General features: G+C 65.6%; 18 protein-coding genes. 3 read left to right on the forward strand and 15 right to left on the reverse strand.

From position 1 onward, the window contains the following. Positions 1-90 precede the first annotated feature (90 nt). On the forward strand, positions 91-1,434 hold the full coding sequence (locus ABGN05_RS15110) for a serine hydrolase (protein WP_373695938.1): 1,344 nt from the start codon (positions 91-93) through the stop codon (positions 1,432-1,434). A gap of 65 nt (positions 1,435-1,499) precedes the next feature. On the opposite strand, the gene ABGN05_RS15115 is transcribed toward ABGN05_RS15110, so the two are convergent. The 6 genes from ABGN05_RS15115 to ABGN05_RS15140 all read right to left on the reverse strand — a co-directional run bounded on the left by ABGN05_RS15115 (position 1,500) and on the right by ABGN05_RS15140 (position 6,281). Next, on the reverse strand, positions 1,500-2,192 hold the full coding sequence (locus ABGN05_RS15115; protein WP_367954861.1) for a DnaJ domain-containing protein: 693 nt from the start codon (positions 2,190-2,192) through the stop codon (positions 1,500-1,502). Then, a complete protein-coding gene (locus ABGN05_RS15120) occupies positions 2,189-2,935 on the reverse strand; it encodes a vWA domain-containing protein (RefSeq protein WP_367954862.1) in 747 nt (248 codons plus the stop codon). Before ABGN05_RS15120 ends, ABGN05_RS15115 begins: the two co-directional genes overlap by 4 nt. A 70-nt stretch (positions 2,936-3,005) precedes the next feature. Then, positions 3,006-3,944 carry a division plane positioning ATPase MipZ gene (locus ABGN05_RS15125; protein ID WP_367954863.1) on the reverse strand — a complete coding sequence of 313 codons (939 nt, stop codon included), beginning with the start codon at positions 3,942-3,944 and terminating at the stop codon, positions 3,006-3,008. Positions 3,945-4,075: 131 nt separating this feature from the next. After that, entirely contained in the window at positions 4,076-4,513 is a 438-nt protein-coding gene (locus ABGN05_RS15130) for a DUF1489 family protein (protein WP_367954864.1), read from the reverse strand. Between the two features lie 66 nt (positions 4,514-4,579). Continuing rightward, a complete protein-coding gene (locus tag ABGN05_RS15135) occupies positions 4,580-5,980 on the reverse strand; it encodes an L-serine ammonia-lyase (protein ID WP_367954865.1) in 1,401 nt (466 codons plus the stop codon). Positions 5,981-6,152: 172 nt separating this feature from the next. Then, positions 6,153-6,281 carry a hypothetical protein gene (locus ABGN05_RS15140; protein WP_367954866.1) on the reverse strand — a complete coding sequence of 43 codons (129 nt, stop codon included), beginning with the start codon at positions 6,279-6,281 and terminating at the stop codon, positions 6,153-6,155. A 285-nt stretch (positions 6,282-6,566) separates the two neighbouring features. On the opposite strand from ABGN05_RS15140, the gene ABGN05_RS15145 reads away from it, so the two are divergent. Next, positions 6,567-7,256: a DUF599 domain-containing protein gene (locus tag ABGN05_RS15145; protein WP_367954867.1), complete on the forward strand. Its 690-nt coding sequence runs from the start codon at positions 6,567-6,569 to the stop codon at positions 7,254-7,256. A gap of 18 nt (positions 7,257-7,274) precedes the next feature. Here ABGN05_RS15145 and ABGN05_RS15150 read toward each other — a convergent pair whose 3' ends face one another. From ABGN05_RS15150 to ABGN05_RS15180, 7 genes are all read right to left on the reverse strand, one after another. Next, the gene (locus ABGN05_RS15150) at positions 7,275-8,072 is read right to left on the reverse strand and encodes a YdcF family protein (protein WP_367954868.1); all 798 of its coding nucleotides are present in this window, start codon (positions 8,070-8,072) and stop codon (positions 7,275-7,277) included. A gap of 45 nt (positions 8,073-8,117) precedes the next feature. Next, entirely contained in the window at positions 8,118-8,741 is a 624-nt protein-coding gene (locus tag ABGN05_RS15155; protein ID WP_367954869.1) for a hypothetical protein, read from the reverse strand. A 77-nt stretch (positions 8,742-8,818) separates the two neighbouring features. Then, a complete protein-coding gene (locus ABGN05_RS15160) occupies positions 8,819-9,499 on the reverse strand; it encodes a class I SAM-dependent methyltransferase (protein ID WP_367954870.1) in 681 nt (226 codons plus the stop codon). Between the two features lie 28 nt (positions 9,500-9,527). Beyond that, positions 9,528-11,009: an Asp-tRNA(Asn)/Glu-tRNA(Gln) amidotransferase subunit GatA gene (gene gatA, locus ABGN05_RS15165; protein WP_367954871.1), complete on the reverse strand. Its 1,482-nt coding sequence runs from the start codon at positions 11,007-11,009 to the stop codon at positions 9,528-9,530. Continuing rightward, positions 11,006-11,476, reverse strand: a complete 471-nt coding sequence (locus ABGN05_RS15170; RefSeq protein WP_367954872.1) for a GNAT family N-acetyltransferase — start codon at positions 11,474-11,476, stop codon at positions 11,006-11,008. Before ABGN05_RS15170 ends, gatA begins: the two co-directional genes overlap by 4 nt. 5 nt (positions 11,477-11,481) lie before the next feature. Continuing rightward, positions 11,482-11,769, reverse strand: coding sequence for an Asp-tRNA(Asn)/Glu-tRNA(Gln) amidotransferase subunit GatC (gatC, locus tag ABGN05_RS15175; protein WP_367954873.1), 288 nt, complete (start codon positions 11,767-11,769; stop codon positions 11,482-11,484). 140 nt (positions 11,770-11,909) lie between these two features. Beyond that, positions 11,910-12,617 carry a metal-dependent hydrolase gene (locus ABGN05_RS15180; protein ID WP_367954874.1) on the reverse strand — a complete coding sequence of 236 codons (708 nt, stop codon included), beginning with the start codon at positions 12,615-12,617 and terminating at the stop codon, positions 11,910-11,912. Between the two features lie 17 nt (positions 12,618-12,634). On the opposite strand from ABGN05_RS15180, the gene ruvX reads away from it, so the two are divergent. After that, entirely contained in the window at positions 12,635-13,168 is a 534-nt protein-coding gene (gene ruvX / locus ABGN05_RS15185; protein WP_373695944.1) for a Holliday junction resolvase RuvX, read from the forward strand. Here the strand turns inward: ruvX and ABGN05_RS15190 are convergent. Beyond that, positions 13,138-13,446, reverse strand: a complete 309-nt coding sequence (locus ABGN05_RS15190) for a DUF6105 family protein (protein ID WP_367954875.1) — start codon at positions 13,444-13,446, stop codon at positions 13,138-13,140. The genes ruvX and ABGN05_RS15190 overlap by 31 nt on opposite strands. Beyond that, on the reverse strand, positions 13,446-14,006 hold the full coding sequence (locus ABGN05_RS15195; protein ID WP_367954876.1) for a hypothetical protein: 561 nt from the start codon (positions 14,004-14,006) through the stop codon (positions 13,446-13,448). Before ABGN05_RS15195 ends, ABGN05_RS15190 begins: the two co-directional genes overlap by 1 nt. Positions 14,007-14,096: the final 90 nt, after the last annotated feature.

Here is a 14,096-nt window from a genome sequence, read left to right on the forward strand (position 1 = left end):
TAAACGGATTGGTAACGACGTCCCCCCTACCGTTTGTCCACAAACAGCGGCGGCAAGCCGTAAAGCCTCAATAAGAAGACTTTCGAAGGTGTGACAGTGCGTCAGTCAAACCAAGCTCAATCCCGACGACTCTCGACCCCCGCCAACCTGCTGATCGCCATGTTCTTGGCGATGGCGACGAGTTTCGCGACATCTCCGGCCCTGGCCGGCAAGTACGCGGCCATCGTGGTCGACGCCAACACCGGCAAGACCCTGTTCTCCTCGCATGCCGAGGAAGCCCGCTATCCCGCGTCGCTGACCAAGATGATGACGCTCTACATGGTGTTCGAGGCCATGCAGGCCGGGCGCATCACCAAGGAGACGCGCGTTCCATTCTCTGCGCATGCCGCCGCGCAGCCGCCGACGAAGCTCGGCGTGCGGGCCGGGAGTTCGATCACGGTCGAATCGGGGATCTATGCGCTGGTCACGAAGTCCGCCAACGATGCCGCCGCAGCCCTCGGCGAGATGCTCGGCGGCAGCGAGACAGGCTTTGCTCGCCTGATGACGGCGAAGGCGCGCCAGCTCGGGATGCGCGACACGACGTTCCGCAATGCGTCGGGTCTTCCCAACAACGAACAGAAGACAACCGCCCGCGACATGGCGATCCTCGGCATGGCGCTGCGCGAGCACTATCCGCAGTACTATTCCTATTTTTCCACCCGTTCCTTCACCTTCGGCAAGACGCGCATGGGCAATCACAACAAGTTGCTCGGCCGCGTGAAGGGCGTGGACGGCATCAAGACCGGCTACATCCGCGCATCGGGCTTCAACCTGGTCTCTTCCGTCAAGACGGACGGCAAGAGCCTCGTGGCCGTAGTCATGGGCGGCAACACCGGTGCCAGCCGCGACGCCCACATGGCGGAACTCATCAGGACATATCTTCCGAAGGCCTCAACCCGCGATACCGGACCGGTGGTCGCGGGACGGATCGTCAATGCGGGGGGCGCGGTCGCCATCGCCGGTATCGCGCTGCCGAAGGCCGATGTGCCGACGCCCGAATTCCGGCCGGCCCCGATCGAGGTCGTGACCGCTTATGCGGATGCGGAGGCAGCCGTCACGCCGACGCAGGCCGAAGTGGCCGAGATGGCGGATGAAGGCATCGGACAGGGCGACATCGATCCCGTGAACACCGCTTCGACGCCAGCGGGGGCCTGGGTCGTGCAGGTCGCTTCGACGCCCAGCAAGCAGCAGGCCCTGTCGGTGCTCACCCAGACCAGCCAGCGGGCGGGATCGATCCTGGCGGGCGCCTCGCCCTTTACTGAACTCTTCGAACTGAAGGGCAACGTCTATCACCGCGCCCGGTTCGGAGGGTTCAACACCAAGACGGCGGCATTCGATGCCTGCTCCGCGCTCAAGAAGAAGAGAATCGACTGCTACGCGGTCCAGCAGCAGTAAGAGCTTTCAAATCCGGGGCGTCCTCGCCCCGGTCTCCCGGAAATGTGTTCGTGTCGACGGAGACTTCAATGACCATTCAGCAGGACGTCCTTGGCCTCGTTGATCCGCGCCGCAAGGAAGTCGGACCCTCCGAGGTCGGGGTGCAGGCTCTTCATAAGGCGGCGATGCGCCTTTCGGATGTCGGCCGTGCTGGCCCCCGGTTTAAGACCAAGGATCTGGTAGGCCTCCTGCTTAGTCATGGCGCCCGTGCTTGGCGCGGTTCCCTCCCGCCGGTCACCGTCCGCGTCCGCGCTTTCACGCCAACCGGGAAACCGGCTGTCAAGATAAGCTTCGAGCAGCTGTAGGCTCTCGCCGTCTCCCGAAAGCTCCGCATGCAGGGCCACGAGCTCCGCCTTGCCGAGCGTGCCGAGCACCTTCCCTTCGTGATGGCCGGCCAGGACAATGCCCTCGAGACCGCCCGTGTCGTGATCGAGTTCCATCTCGAGCGCCGCGGTCCTGACGGTGGAGCGCTTTCCACGGCTTGGCCTGGAGGATCGGCGCGAGCGGCCCGACATGTACCACGCCACCGCGGCTGACAGCGCTATGCCGGCCAGTCCCGCGCGGCCAAGCACCAGCATCGCCAGTCCGCCCAGCCCGACGGCCACCGGACCCGCGACGTTTATCGCTCCCGCGATCCTTGCTGCGTCGGCGCGAACGAAGGCGAGCAGGAGAAGGAATGCGATGCCGAAGACGGCGGTCGCATAGAACATGAAAGTCATGGACCGGAACCGCCCCGCTTGCCCGACAGGTTCTCGAGCAGCAATCGGTCGGACGCGCTGCCGCGCGCCTCGAGTGCCTTCAAACCTCCCGTTGCGAAGACGGCGATCGATGACAGCAGGCGCGCCAGCGTCGCGGCCGATTGCTGGTCGAAGCGGAACCATGCCCCGCGCGATAGCCGTGCAATCTCCTTGAACGCGGTCTCGGCGCCAGGATCGCGGCCTTCCTGGAAAACGAACACCGGAACCCCGTGAAGGCCGAGCCGCCCGGCCTTTTCGGCCAGATCGTCTACGTTCTCCTCCATCGCGTCGCCGATGTAGACGAGCGCGTCGATCCTGGAGCGCGCGTTCTCCTTTGCCGCGTGCGACAGGACCTTGCCGATCTGGGTATGCCCGCCCCGGCAGTCGATCCTGGTCATGATGCGGGTGAGCTCGTCGGTATCCGGCACGAATTTCGAGGCCCGGCACTCTCCGAAACCGCGGAAATAGACCAGCTGGACGTTGAGGCCGCCTGCCTTGCCCACGGTCCGGAACATCTCGCCCTGCAGCCGGCATGCGAGATCCCAGGTGGGCTGGCGGCTCATCGTCGCGTCCATCGCGAGGACCAGCCGCCCCTTTGCGCCTCCGGAGCGCGCGCCGAGTTCCTTCACCTGCTTCAGGAAGGCCGCGACGTCGCCGCCGCTCGATTCGGCACGTTCGGCGGGCGTTTTTTCCTGCCTCGGACTGGGCGGCCTGGGGTTGCTCATCGTAGCAAAGATGTGGCGCAACGCCCCGCTATGCAAGCCCCGGCGGGTGTCGCCCGCCGGTCATCGCTCATCAGTTGGCAAAGATGTCGGGCAGCGAAATCGGGCGGCTCGTGGCCTCGGCGAACTTGCGCCTGATATCGGCCCTGTTGCGCCCGCGCTCGTCCGTCGGCAGGCGCAGCGCCGATATGAGCTGGCGGATCTCCTGCCGGGCCGCCAGATGGGACAGAGTCGGCTTGGTGGCCAGAACATGCTCCTCGAATTCGTCGAGCGCAGTGAGGCCGATTGGAAAGAACTCGCGGAAGATGACCCGCTCGGAGATGCCGTCCGCGATCCGGAAGCCGAGTTGCGCGGAGAGGCTTTTCAGGCACGAATCGATCTTTTGTTCGTTTCGCGAGGTGATGTTCGACATCCGGTTGCGGACCACCACCCAGTCGAGGATCAGATTGTCGGTCTGCCGCCGCTCGCGCCGCGCATCGCGCACGGCGGAGGCGTACTGCGAAACTTCCAGCACTTCGTTGCTGACCGGATCGACTCGGGCCAGCACATCGAAATCGATGAAGCTGTCGTTCATCGGCGTGATCAACGTGTCGGCGATCCGGTGTGCCAGCCGGTTCAGGAAGGTGTCGGCGCCTGGCGTGTCGATGACCAGAAAATCATAGCTGCTCTCGATGTCCGCAAGACCTTCCGAGAGGTGGCGGAATTCCTCGCTCTCGGCATCCGTCACGCTGTCCTTGTGCGCCGGCGGCACGTGGAAATGATGCGGAACGAGGAGCGACAGTTTGGCCTTGGCGGACCATCGGCGCCGGTTCTCGACATAGCGGGTAAGGGTGAGCTGACGCCCGTCGAGGTCGACGGTCGCGACGGAGTAGCCCGAGCGCAGGAGTGCAACGGCAACGTGGATGGCGGTGGTCGACTTGCCCGACCCGCCCTTCTCGTTGCCGCAGACGATAACGTGCGCACCGCGCTGCCGCCTAGTTTCGGGAGAGCCATTTAGCCCCGAGAACGTCAATGTCCCAAACTCCCACGCCCCGACGCAGGATGCCCCTATTCGCGCTATGCATCAAGGCAGGCGAGGGGAAGAAAAATCAAGATTACGACATCTGGGCCGAAAGTCTTCGCGACGGGGAACAACGGGGTTTGCTAAAGAAGCCCGAGATCGGCCAGTTCGCGCCGCAGTTCCGACGGCAGTGCGGTCAACCCTGCCCTGCCCTGGCCGACGTCCGGCGGCGCATCGGCCCCCGTCAGATACCTCCAGCCCTGGAACGCGCGCCGCGGCTGCCATTCGGTCGCGATCACCTTTGGATCGAAGATGAGGTGGCAGCGCTCGATGCCGTCCGCATCGGTGAAAGGCCGGATATCCAGAAGCCGCTGGCGGCACTGGACGTTTCCCTTGATCACCCAGTAGAGCGAGCCGCCGCCGAGCAGTTCGTCGCGGCGCCTGGGGATCATGCGGGTGGTGTGCCGGTGTTCGGGCGTCTCGCCGGCGCGGCGCATCTCGTCGCGCCGGAACTCTATCCAGTTCTCGAGATCCTCGACGCTGTCGGCGCCCACGCAGAGCTTTACCAGGTTCAGGGCCATGGCCGATGGTGTAGCGTTTCGAGCGGCGCGGTCAACGCCGCGCCGGGGTTCTCCACAATCGTCGGTTCAGCACTCCACAACGTTGACCGCGAGGCCGCCCAGGCTGGTTTCCTTGTATTTCTCGTTCATGTCGAGGCCCGTCTGCCGCATCGTCTCGATGGCGGCGTCGAGCGGCACGAAATGGCTGCCGTCGCCCTTGAGCGCCAGCGATGCGGCCGTCACCGCCTTGACCGCCCCCAATGCGTTGCGCTCGATGCAGGGAACCTGGACGAGGCCGCCGACCGGGTCGCACGTCATGCCGAGGTGATGCTCCAGCGCGATCTCGGCGGCATTCTCGATCTGCTCCGGCGTGCCGCCCATGACCGCCGCCAGTCCCGCCGCTGCCATGGCGGAGGCCGAACCGACCTCCCCCTGGCAACCCACCTCGGCGCCGGAAATCGACGCGTTGTGCTTGATGATCCCGCCGACCGCCGCCGAGGTGAGCAGGAATTCGCGCACGTCGTCCTGGTCGGCGTCGGGGAAGAAATGCTGCCAGTAGCGGATGACGGCGGGCACGACGCCGGCGGCCCCGTTGGTCGGCGCAGTGACCACGCGGCCGCCCGCCGCGTTCTCCTCGTTGACCGCCATGGCGTAGACCGAGAGCCAGTCGTTCGCGAGCAGCGGGTTCGGCCGGTTTTCCTTCCAGTCGTTCTGCATGCGCTCGAACAGCATTTTTGCACGGCGGCGAACTTTCAGGCCGCCCGGCATGATACCGTCCTTGTTCAGTCCGCGCTCGATGCAGGCATTCATGGCGTTCCAGATGCGGTCGAGGCCGGCATCGAGTTCCTCACGGCTAAGATGCGCCTCCTCGTTGGCGCGCTTCATCTCGGCGATCGAGAGGCCGCTCTCCCTGGCCATCGACAGCATCTCGGCGGCGCTGCGGAACGGATGAGGCACCGCCGGGCCGGCTTCGGGCTCGCTGCGCGTCTGCAGGCGCTGCAGTTCTTCTTCCGAGACGACGAAACCGCCTCCGACCGAATAGTAGATGCGCCGCAAGAGGAGCCGGTCGTCTCCGTCATACCCGGCAAACGCCATGCCGTTGGCGTGGCCGGGCAGCGGCGAGGACTTGTCGAAGACGAGATCGACCGCCGGGTTGAACAGATAGCTCTTGTGGCCTTGCGGACGGACCGTCTTCTCGGCCGCGATGCCGGCAAGTATCGCGTCGATCCGGTCGGGATCGATCGTGGTCGGCTTTTCGCCCGCGAGCCCGAGGATCACCGCCCGGTCGGTCCCGTGCCCGACGCCCGTGAATGCCAGCGAGCCGTGCAGGCTCACGCCGATCCGCACGACCTCGGCTCCGCTCGGCCGCGGCCAGTCCCCGCCCTCGATCTCGTCGAGGAAGCGGGCGGCCGCCGTCATCGGTCCCATCGTGTGGGAACTCGAAGGTCCTATGCCGATCTTGTAGAGGTCGAAAACAGAGAGAAACATTCGCGAGGTCCGCTGCTGGCTAGCCGCATTGTTCGGCGTTTCGCCGCACCGAGGACGTATCTGGGCCGACCAGGCCTGCTCCGCAAGCGACACGCGCGTCCGCGCGGTTCCAAAAAGGCTGAGGGCGCGGCATTGCCTGCCGCGCCCTCGAAATCCCGGTCCGTTCCGGCTGTCAGTTGGCCGCGACGACCGCTACGGTCTCGGCCCCACCGATCAGCCACGCGAGGAGGATAACTCCCGCGAAACCCAAAATCGCCTTGGCGGTTACGCCCCAGCACGATTTCTGAACACTATCGTCCATGATTTTCCGTGTGTTTGGTTGCCCCCGGCGCGCCGTCTTCTTGTTACCGTCCGCGCCGCATTCACGTCCCGCATGTAACCTCTCCGCCCCTTCTTCGCAACCGCAAAAAAGGCCGGATCAGGGCGCGTTCTGGATACCCATCCCGGAGACAGCATACGCTTCCAAGGTAAAACAAGCACTTAACGCCCCAGACCGCACCGGACATTTTTAATCGATTTGACCAAAGTATGGCGAGAGTGCATGGGAGCCATGAAATTTCGCCGAGGCGGGAGTAGTCTCGATCCCATGGAAGCTGATTCCCTGCACTGGCACGACGCGGTCGCGCTCGGCATTTTCGTCGTCGTATGGGCGATGTTCTCGCAGGCGGCGTCCGGCCGGTTCGTTAGCCGCATGTCTCTGACGAAACTCATGAATCTTCAGCGCGAGAAATGGATGCGCACGATGGCGCAGCGCGAGTTGCGCATGATCGACACCGGCATCATGACCGGGCTTCAGCAAGGCACCGCCTTCTTCGCCTCGAGCGCGCTGATCGCGCTCGGGAGCTGCTTTGCGCTACTCCAGTCTTCGGAAGAGGTCCTGTCGCTCCTGCGCGACATTCCGTTTGCCGCGCCGCCGGACAGGTCCGTGTACGAAATGAAGGTCCTCGGGCTGATGGTGATCCTGGCCTACACCTTCTTCAAGTTCGGCTGGGCCTACCGGCTGTTCAACTACTGTTCAATCCTGATCGGAGCCGTGCCGATGGCCAGGGACGCCGAACCGGGATTGATGGAGCCCGGCCTGATGCTCGCAGCGCGGATGAACGTGATCGCGGGAAAACACTTCAACGCCGGGTTGCGCGGGCTGTTCTTCTCCATCGGTTACCTCGGCTGGTTCGTGGGTCCCCTCGTTCTGGTCATGACGACGATGCTCGTCCTGTTCGTCCTGGTCCGGCGCCAGTTCTTCTCCGACGCGCGGGCGGCCCTGCTCGCGTCGTGAAACCGCGGTCCTCGCCGCTCAGTCGGGAGCGGGCAGCAAGGTCTTCGTCCTGCCGGTCAGGCGGTAGGCGATGAGGCCGATCCATTCGCGCATGGCGACCGCGGTGTTCTGGAGCGAATCGAAGGCATTGTCGCGCGCGAGGCCAAAACCCTCGTCGCCGGCCGTGCGGTAGTCGGCCGGCCAGGGCACGACCGGGAAGCCGGCTTCGCGGAACAACCCGACCGAGCGCGGCATGTGGAAGGCGGAGGTCACCAGCAGCCACATCTCGCCATCCCGCGGCTCGGCAAGACGTTTCGAATTGACGGCGTTCTCGTAGGTGTCGCGCGACTGGCTTTCCAGGACCAGGCGGTCGCCGTCGACGCCCAGCGCTTCGAGCAGCCTCGGCGCCGTCTCGGCATCGGCCTCGCCCTTCAGGAACAGCGCGCCGGTTCCGCCCGAAACCACCACCTTCGCCTGCGGATAGCGCCGCGCCAGGATCGCCGTCTCGACGAAGCGGTCCGCCGACGAATTCAGTTCGTACCCGCCCCGCACCCGGTTCACGCCCCCTTCGAAGCCGCCGCCGAGCACCACGATGCCGTCGACCCGGTCCGGAAGCTCGGCGGGCCGCGCGAACCGGTCTTCCAGCGGATGCAGCATCACCGCGCCGAGCGTCGTCCATCCAGAGAGGCCAAGGACCAGGAGCGCGAGCCCGGTTGCCGCGGCCGACACACGCGCGAACCCCGCGACCGCCAGCACGAAACCCGCCAGGACGAGAAGAGCCGTCAGGCTCAGCGGATTGGCGACCGCCCAGAACACTTTCGAAGCGATGAAGAACACGTTCTTGAGCTCCAACGGCTACGTGGTTGCTGCGTCGGTCCGGCGTCAGGCGGTCGCGGCAGCCTCGTCGCCGGGTTCGATGGCCTTCGGAGCCTCGACCGTGTGCCGCTCGATGAAGCGGGTCATGAGGTCGATCACCTGTCCGGCCTCCTTGTCGTCGAGCTCGATGCCGAAGCCCGCCGGCTTGCCGTCGACGAAGAACCGCACGCGGCCGCGCGACAGGAAGCCGTCGGCGGCGCTCTTCGCGGCCGGTGGGGCGAACCCAACCTCGGTCACCTTTTCGACGGGGTAAACCTTGCGCCGCTTGAGGGGCCCGAAGCCGCGCTCGACGACCACGGCGCCGCCATCGATCAGGAACAGTTTCTCCACGCCGAACAGTTGCCAGGCGACGACCGACCAGACGATCACGCCGCCGAAGGTCCACGCGGTTACCCAAAACATCAGGAAGATGTCGGCCGGGAACGGACTGCCGCCGCCGAAAATTTCCGTCAGGGCGAAGAATTCGCCGACCGACCAGCCCCCCAGCCACACGATCATGAACAGGATGAGCCCGATCTTGCGCCGGGTCGGATTGTAGACGCCAATGCCGTCGGCGGTCTTGCGGATGGTCATGCGCGCCGTGCCGCCCGCCGGAGTTTCGCCCAGATCCTGCACGTCGTCGACCGCCATCCGCCCTACCTCTCCAGCAACAGCGTCACGCTAGCAACTGTGCCGGCACCGCGCAAACCCCGCACAGGGCGGCGGCGTCAGCGCCGGGCGATGGCGAGATAGTTCATCGGCATCCCGCCGCGGTTATAGCGCGATTTCGCCGCCGCGCGCGCCGCCAGCCCCGCCATCATACGGGCAATAAGGCGGAACGGCGTGAAAGCCAGCATGTAGAGGACGCCCGGAAGGCCTGGCGCATAGTCTCCCGGCTTCCAGGGCAGCCTGCGCGAGACGAAGCGCAGCTGATGCGCCACCGTCGAAAGCGTCCCGTCCAGGGGCCGCAATTCCTCCACCGCGAAGCCGGCTGACGTCAGCAGGTGACGCACCCCGAACTGCGTGTAGCGGTAGAAGTCGTAGGGAACCTCATGTTCTTCGTAGACGAGCGGTCCGGTGTAGAACAGGACGCCGCCCGGCTTCGTAACCCGGAAAAGTTCGCGCAGCGCGGCGGCCGGCTCCGGCAGATGCTCCATCACCTGCGTGAACACGACGGCGTCGAACCGGCCGTCCTCGACGGGAATGGCGGCGAGATCGCAGACATAGGTGCTGGACGCGTAGGTCTTGTCGACCTGCTCGAAGTCGGTCGATTCGTAGGTGCAGTGGGCGAACAGCCCGCGATAGGGCTGGCGCCCCGCCCCGGCGTCGAGCACCATCGATCCGGCGGGCAGCGTCTGCGCGAACCGTTCGAGTTCGCGCTCGAGCCACAGGCGCGGGGCATTGATCATTCTCCTGAGCCCGCCCAGCCGGAGACCGTTACCACCACTTCGCCGGTTCGAACCGCCCGGCAGCCTGCTCGATCACGTGGCCCGTGCGGAACAGCGTCTCCTCGTCGAACGGCTTGCCGATGAGCTGGAGCCCGAGCGGAAGACCCTTCGAGTCCAGCCCGGCCGGCACGGCGATGCCCGGCAGCCCGGCCATGTTCACCGTCACCGTGAAGATGTCGTTCAGGTACATCTTCACCGGATCGGCGGCCATGTCCTGGTCGGCGATCCCGAAGGCGGCCGACGGCGTCGCCGGGGTGAGGATGGCATCGACGCCCGCCGCGAAGACCTCCTCGAAATCGCGCTTGATCAGCGTGCGCACCTTCTGCGCCTTGAGGTAGTAAGCGTCGTAGTAGCCCGCCGAAAGAACGTAGGTGCCGATCATGATGCGCCGCTTCACCTCGCGGCCGAAACCTTCCGCGCGGCTCTTCTCGTACATGTCGGAGATGTCCTTGCCGGGCACGCGCAGGCCGTAGCGCACGCCGTCGTAGCGGGCGAGATTCGACGAGGCTTCCGCCGGCGCGACGATGTAGTAGGCCGGCAAGGCGTATTTCGTGTGCGGGAGGGAGATGTCGACGATCTCCGCGCCCGCGTCGCGCATCCAGGCGATGCCCTTCTGCCAGAGCGTCTCGATCTCGTCCGGCATGCCGTCCACCCGGTATTCCCGGGGAATGCCGATCTTCATGCCCCGGATCGACTGGCCGAGCACTGCCTCGTAGTCCGGGACCGGCCGGTCGACCGATGTGGTGTCCTTGGGATCGACCGAGGCCATCGACTTCAGGAGGATCGCCGCGTCGCGCACGTCGCGCGAAATCGCTCCCGCCTGGTCGAGCGACGAGGCGAAGGCGACGATGCCCCAGCGCGAGCAGCGGCCATAGGTCGGCTTGATGCCGACCGTCCCCGTCAGGGCCGCCGGCTGCCGGATCGATCCACCGGTGTCGGTCGCGGTCGCACCGGCGCAGAGCCAGGCGGAGACGGACGACGCCGAGCCGCCGGACGAGCCGCCCGGCACGAGGTCGAGGTTCGATCCCTGCGCCCGCCACGGGTTCTTGACCGGGCCGTAGTAGGACGTCTCGTTGGACGAGCCCATGGCGAACTCGTCCATGTTGAGCTTGCCCAGCATCACAGCGCCGTCGGCCCACAGGTTCGACGTCACGGTCGATTCGTAGCGCGGTTCGAACCCGTCGAGCACGTGGCTGCAGGCCTGCGTGTGCACGCCCTCGGTGGCGAAGAGGTCCTTGATGCCGAGCGGAATTCCCTCAAGCGCCCCGCCCTCGCCTTTCGACAGCCGCTCGTCGGAGGTCGCCGCCATGGCGCGCGCCTTGTCGTGGGTGACTGCCACGTAGGCATTGAGCTGCGGATTGGCCGCGTCGATCGCCGCGAGATAGGCGTCCGTCAGTTCGCCTGCCTTGATCTCCTTGCCGCGCAGCTTCTCGCGCGCCTGCGAAATGGTCAGTCTGGTCAGATCGGTCATCGGGTGAGGTTCTTCTCGTAGAATCGGGAATAGCCGGAATCGGGATAGTCGAGAACGGCGCCGCAAACCTTGAAGTCGCCGCGCTCGTAGACACGCCAGGCCGGCTCGAAACCGGGTGCCTCGCCGGTCTCGAGCACGAGCCGGCTCAGCCCCTTTTCGCGCGCGAGCGCCTCGATCCGCTGCAGGAGCAGCGAACCGACACGCTGTCCGCGCACCTCGGGAAAGGTGTACATGCGCTTGACCTCACCCAGTCCGCCGCCATGGTCCTTGAGCGAGGCCATGCCGACGGCCCGGCCGGTCGCGTCGCGCGCGATCAGTACGGTCACGCTCGGTTCCGCCATCTGCTCGACGGTCAGCTGGAACTGGAACTCGCGCGGCGTGAGCGGCATCATGTACGCATTGAGGTCGGCGACCATCACGCGCACCTCGTCCTGCAGCGGGCTCTCCACGGAAATTGCGATCGCCATGCCGGCTACTCGACGACCTTCGGCACCAGGAAGAAATTCTCGTCCGTGGCCGGCGCGTTCGCGACGATGTCGTCGGCCTTGTCGCCGTCCGTGACGATGTCCTGCCGCTTCTTCATCTCCATGGGGATCACCGACGTCATCGGCTCGACGCCGGAGACGTCGACCTCGTCCAGCTGCTCGACGAAGCCGAGAATGGCGTTGAGTTCGCCCGTCATGCGCTGGGCGTCCTCGTCGGTGACGGCGATGCGGGCCAGATGCGCGACGCGCTTCACGGTGGCGATATCGACGGACATTGAATTCTCCGGAACGGCTGGAAAAGTCCGATCCGGGCTATAACGGTCGGGCGGGCACCGCGCAACGGCCGACCTATGTGCAAGCACCGATCGAAAAGCCCCGCGCGCGAGCGGGGTGCCCTCTCGTCGCCCCCGGGAGGCTACGCTTCGAACGCCTCCCCGACCGTTGGCGTCACGACCTTCGTTCCCGATCCCTCCATGCCCGAGATGAACTTGTCGGCGCTCTGGTCGACCATCGGGAAGGACGCGTAGTGGCAGGGGATCACCGTGTCGAACTTGAAGAAGCGTCGGCAGGCGAGCGCGGCAACGGCGCCGCCCATGGTGAAGCGGTCACCGATGGGCACCAGGCCGATCTTTGGCTCGTGCAATTCGTTGATCAGGCCCATGTCGGAAAAGATATCCGTGTCGCCCATGTGGTAGAGCGTCTTGTCGCCGGGAAAATGCAGCACGAGGCCGAGCGGGTTGCCGAGATAGGTGTTCTGGCCGCCCTCCCCGCCGAAGGACGACGAATGCAGCGCCTGGACGAAGGTCGTGGTAAAGCCGCCGCAGTCCACCGTGCCGCCCGTGTTGCCTGGGTTGATCCTGTTCTGGTCGACGCCCTTGCCGACCAGGAACATGCAGATCTCGAAGCTGGCGACGAGCATGGCCCCCGTCTTCTTAAGGATCGCCTCCGCGTCGCCGACGTGATCGTTGTGCCCGTGCGTCAGGAGCACGTGGGTCACGCCCTCGGAGATCGGCTCCCAGCCCTTGTTCCACGACGGATTTCCGGTGAGAAAGGGATCGATCAGGATCGTGGCGCCGGCCGCCTCGATGCGGAATGCCGAATGTCCGAGCCAGGTGATCTTCATTCTTGTCCTCCTTGCGAATGGCTGGCGGCAGGATAGAACGCGAGGGAGTGGAAACGAAAGAGGCCTTCGTGCCGATCATTTCAGTCGAGGAGCTTCCCGCCCTTTTGAAGGGCGGGGCTACGCTTGCCGGGCTCGATCTCGGGGAAAAGACGATCGGCCTCGCCGTCTCCGACAGGGGCCTGCTCTTCGCCCACCCCCGCCCCGTCATCCTGCGCAAGAAGTTCACGGAGGATGCGCAGCGCCTGCTGCTCGCCCTCGGCAAGGAAGGCTGCGCCGCCGTCGTCATGGGATTGCCGGTGAACATGGACGGCAGCGAGGGCCCCCGCGTTCAGGCGAGCCGCGCCTTCGTGCGCAACATGCAGCGCCTCACGGACCTGCCGTTCCTCTACTGGGACGAGCGCCTGTCCACCGTAGCCGCCGAACGCGTGCTGATCTCGATGGACGTCTCGCGGCGCAAGCGGGGGGACCGGATCGATTCGGCCGCCGCCGCCTTCATCCTCCAGGGCGTGCTCGACCGGCTTCAGGCGCTCGGCGCGGAGCCGTCGAGATAGCGCAGCCGCCTGGTTTTCGCCCAGCCGATGATCTCGCGCCGGCGCCGGAAGGCGAGGATTCCGAAGATGATCGCCGTGTCCACCAGGCATGCGCGCGCGACCAGCGGCGGAAGGGTGGCCGGATCCATGCCGAGGACGTGGCCGTATAGGCCGAAGACCTGGTCGTGGATCTGCCGGCTGAAGAAGAGCATGCCGAAATTCATGTCGTTGACCGACAGCAGGTACCAGGACCAGAAGGAGCCCATCGGCAGACCCCAGAAGAGCAGGATGTAGCGCATCAGAATGCCTCGTCCCTGTTGCTGGTCCGACCCGAGATGCGTGTCAGCATCGAATGGTGCGCCGCGCCGACCGCCATCACGCGCGCCGTAATCTCGCTCGGTTCGCCGGGATGGCGGTTCGAGTCCGAGGTCCGGCGCTGTTCGGCCTGCACCGCCATGTAAGAGACCAGGAGAGCAAGGAGTTGCAGCGAAGCGGAGGCGAAAAGTCCCCGCACGATGAAGATCGCCCCGACCGCCAGCAACACGGTCATCATGGCCGCCGCGACGCCGAACGCCGTGCGGGCGATTTCGTCGCTCTCCGGCCGCGTCCCGCGCATCTGCGCGACCGCCGTGACGATCATCCACAGGAACAGCACCGACGCCAGCGAGAATCCGAAGGCAAGCACCGTGGAAAGCAGCGGTCCGGCCGGAATCCGGCTGTCGAGGAACCCACCCGGGAAGCTGAGCGCCTGGAAGATCGCGAAGACCTCGCCCGTCGCCTCCGCCATGGCGGCCAGCGCCAAGAGGCCGAAGAAGGCCATCCAGTAAGCCGGTACGAATATGCCGATAATCCGTCGCATCGCTCTTCCGTTTCACCAACAACGATGGAGCGGTGGGCGGGCCAGGGCAAACGAAACCATTCGTTAAGGTTAACGAAACCGATCCAAACC

Source organism: Aquibium pacificum (genome assembly GCF_040839445.1).
Taxonomy (GTDB): domain Bacteria; phylum Pseudomonadota; class Alphaproteobacteria; order Rhizobiales; family Rhizobiaceae; genus Aquibium; species Aquibium pacificus.

Coding starts and splice junctions, on each gene's coding strand:
- ruvX (WP_373695944.1), top strand. CDS start 12,635: ATGGCTGGCGGCAGGATAGAACGCGAGGGAGTGGAAACGAAAGAGGCC.
- ABGN05_RS15160 (WP_367954870.1), bottom strand. CDS start 9,499: ATGATCAATGCCCCGCGCCTGTGGCTCGAGCGCGAACTCGAACGGTTC.
- ABGN05_RS15195 (WP_367954876.1), bottom strand. CDS start 14,006: ATGCGACGGATTATCGGCATATTCGTACCGGCTTACTGGATGGCCTTC.
- ABGN05_RS15180 (WP_367954874.1), bottom strand. CDS start 12,617: ATGAAGATCACCTGGCTCGGACATTCGGCATTCCGCATCGAGGCGGCC.
- ABGN05_RS15140 (WP_367954866.1), bottom strand. CDS start 6,281: ATGGACGATAGTGTTCAGAAATCGTGCTGGGGCGTAACCGCCAAGGCG.
- ABGN05_RS15130 (WP_367954864.1), bottom strand. CDS start 4,513: ATGGCCCTGAACCTGGTAAAGCTCTGCGTGGGCGCCGACAGCGTCGAG.
- ABGN05_RS15170 (WP_367954872.1), bottom strand. CDS start 11,476: ATGGCGATCGCAATTTCCGTGGAGAGCCCGCTGCAGGACGAGGTGCGC.
- gatA (WP_367954871.1), bottom strand. CDS start 11,009: ATGACCGATCTGACCAGACTGACCATTTCGCAGGCGCGCGAGAAGCTG.
- ABGN05_RS15190 (WP_367954875.1), bottom strand. CDS start 13,446: ATGCGCTACATCCTGCTCTTCTGGGGTCTGCCGATGGGCTCCTTCTGG.
- gatC (WP_367954873.1), bottom strand. CDS start 11,769: ATGTCCGTCGATATCGCCACCGTGAAGCGCGTCGCGCATCTGGCCCGC.
- ABGN05_RS15115 (WP_367954861.1), bottom strand. CDS start 2,192: ATGACTTTCATGTTCTATGCGACCGCCGTCTTCGGCATCGCATTCCTT.
- ABGN05_RS15120 (WP_367954862.1), bottom strand. CDS start 2,935: ATGAGCAACCCCAGGCCGCCCAGTCCGAGGCAGGAAAAAACGCCCGCC.
- ABGN05_RS15155 (WP_367954869.1), bottom strand. CDS start 8,741: ATGGCGGTCGACGACGTGCAGGATCTGGGCGAAACTCCGGCGGGCGGC.
- ABGN05_RS15135 (WP_367954865.1), bottom strand. CDS start 5,980: ATGTTTCTCTCTGTTTTCGACCTCTACAAGATCGGCATAGGACCTTCG.
- ABGN05_RS15145 (WP_367954867.1), top strand. CDS start 6,567: ATGGAAGCTGATTCCCTGCACTGGCACGACGCGGTCGCGCTCGGCATT.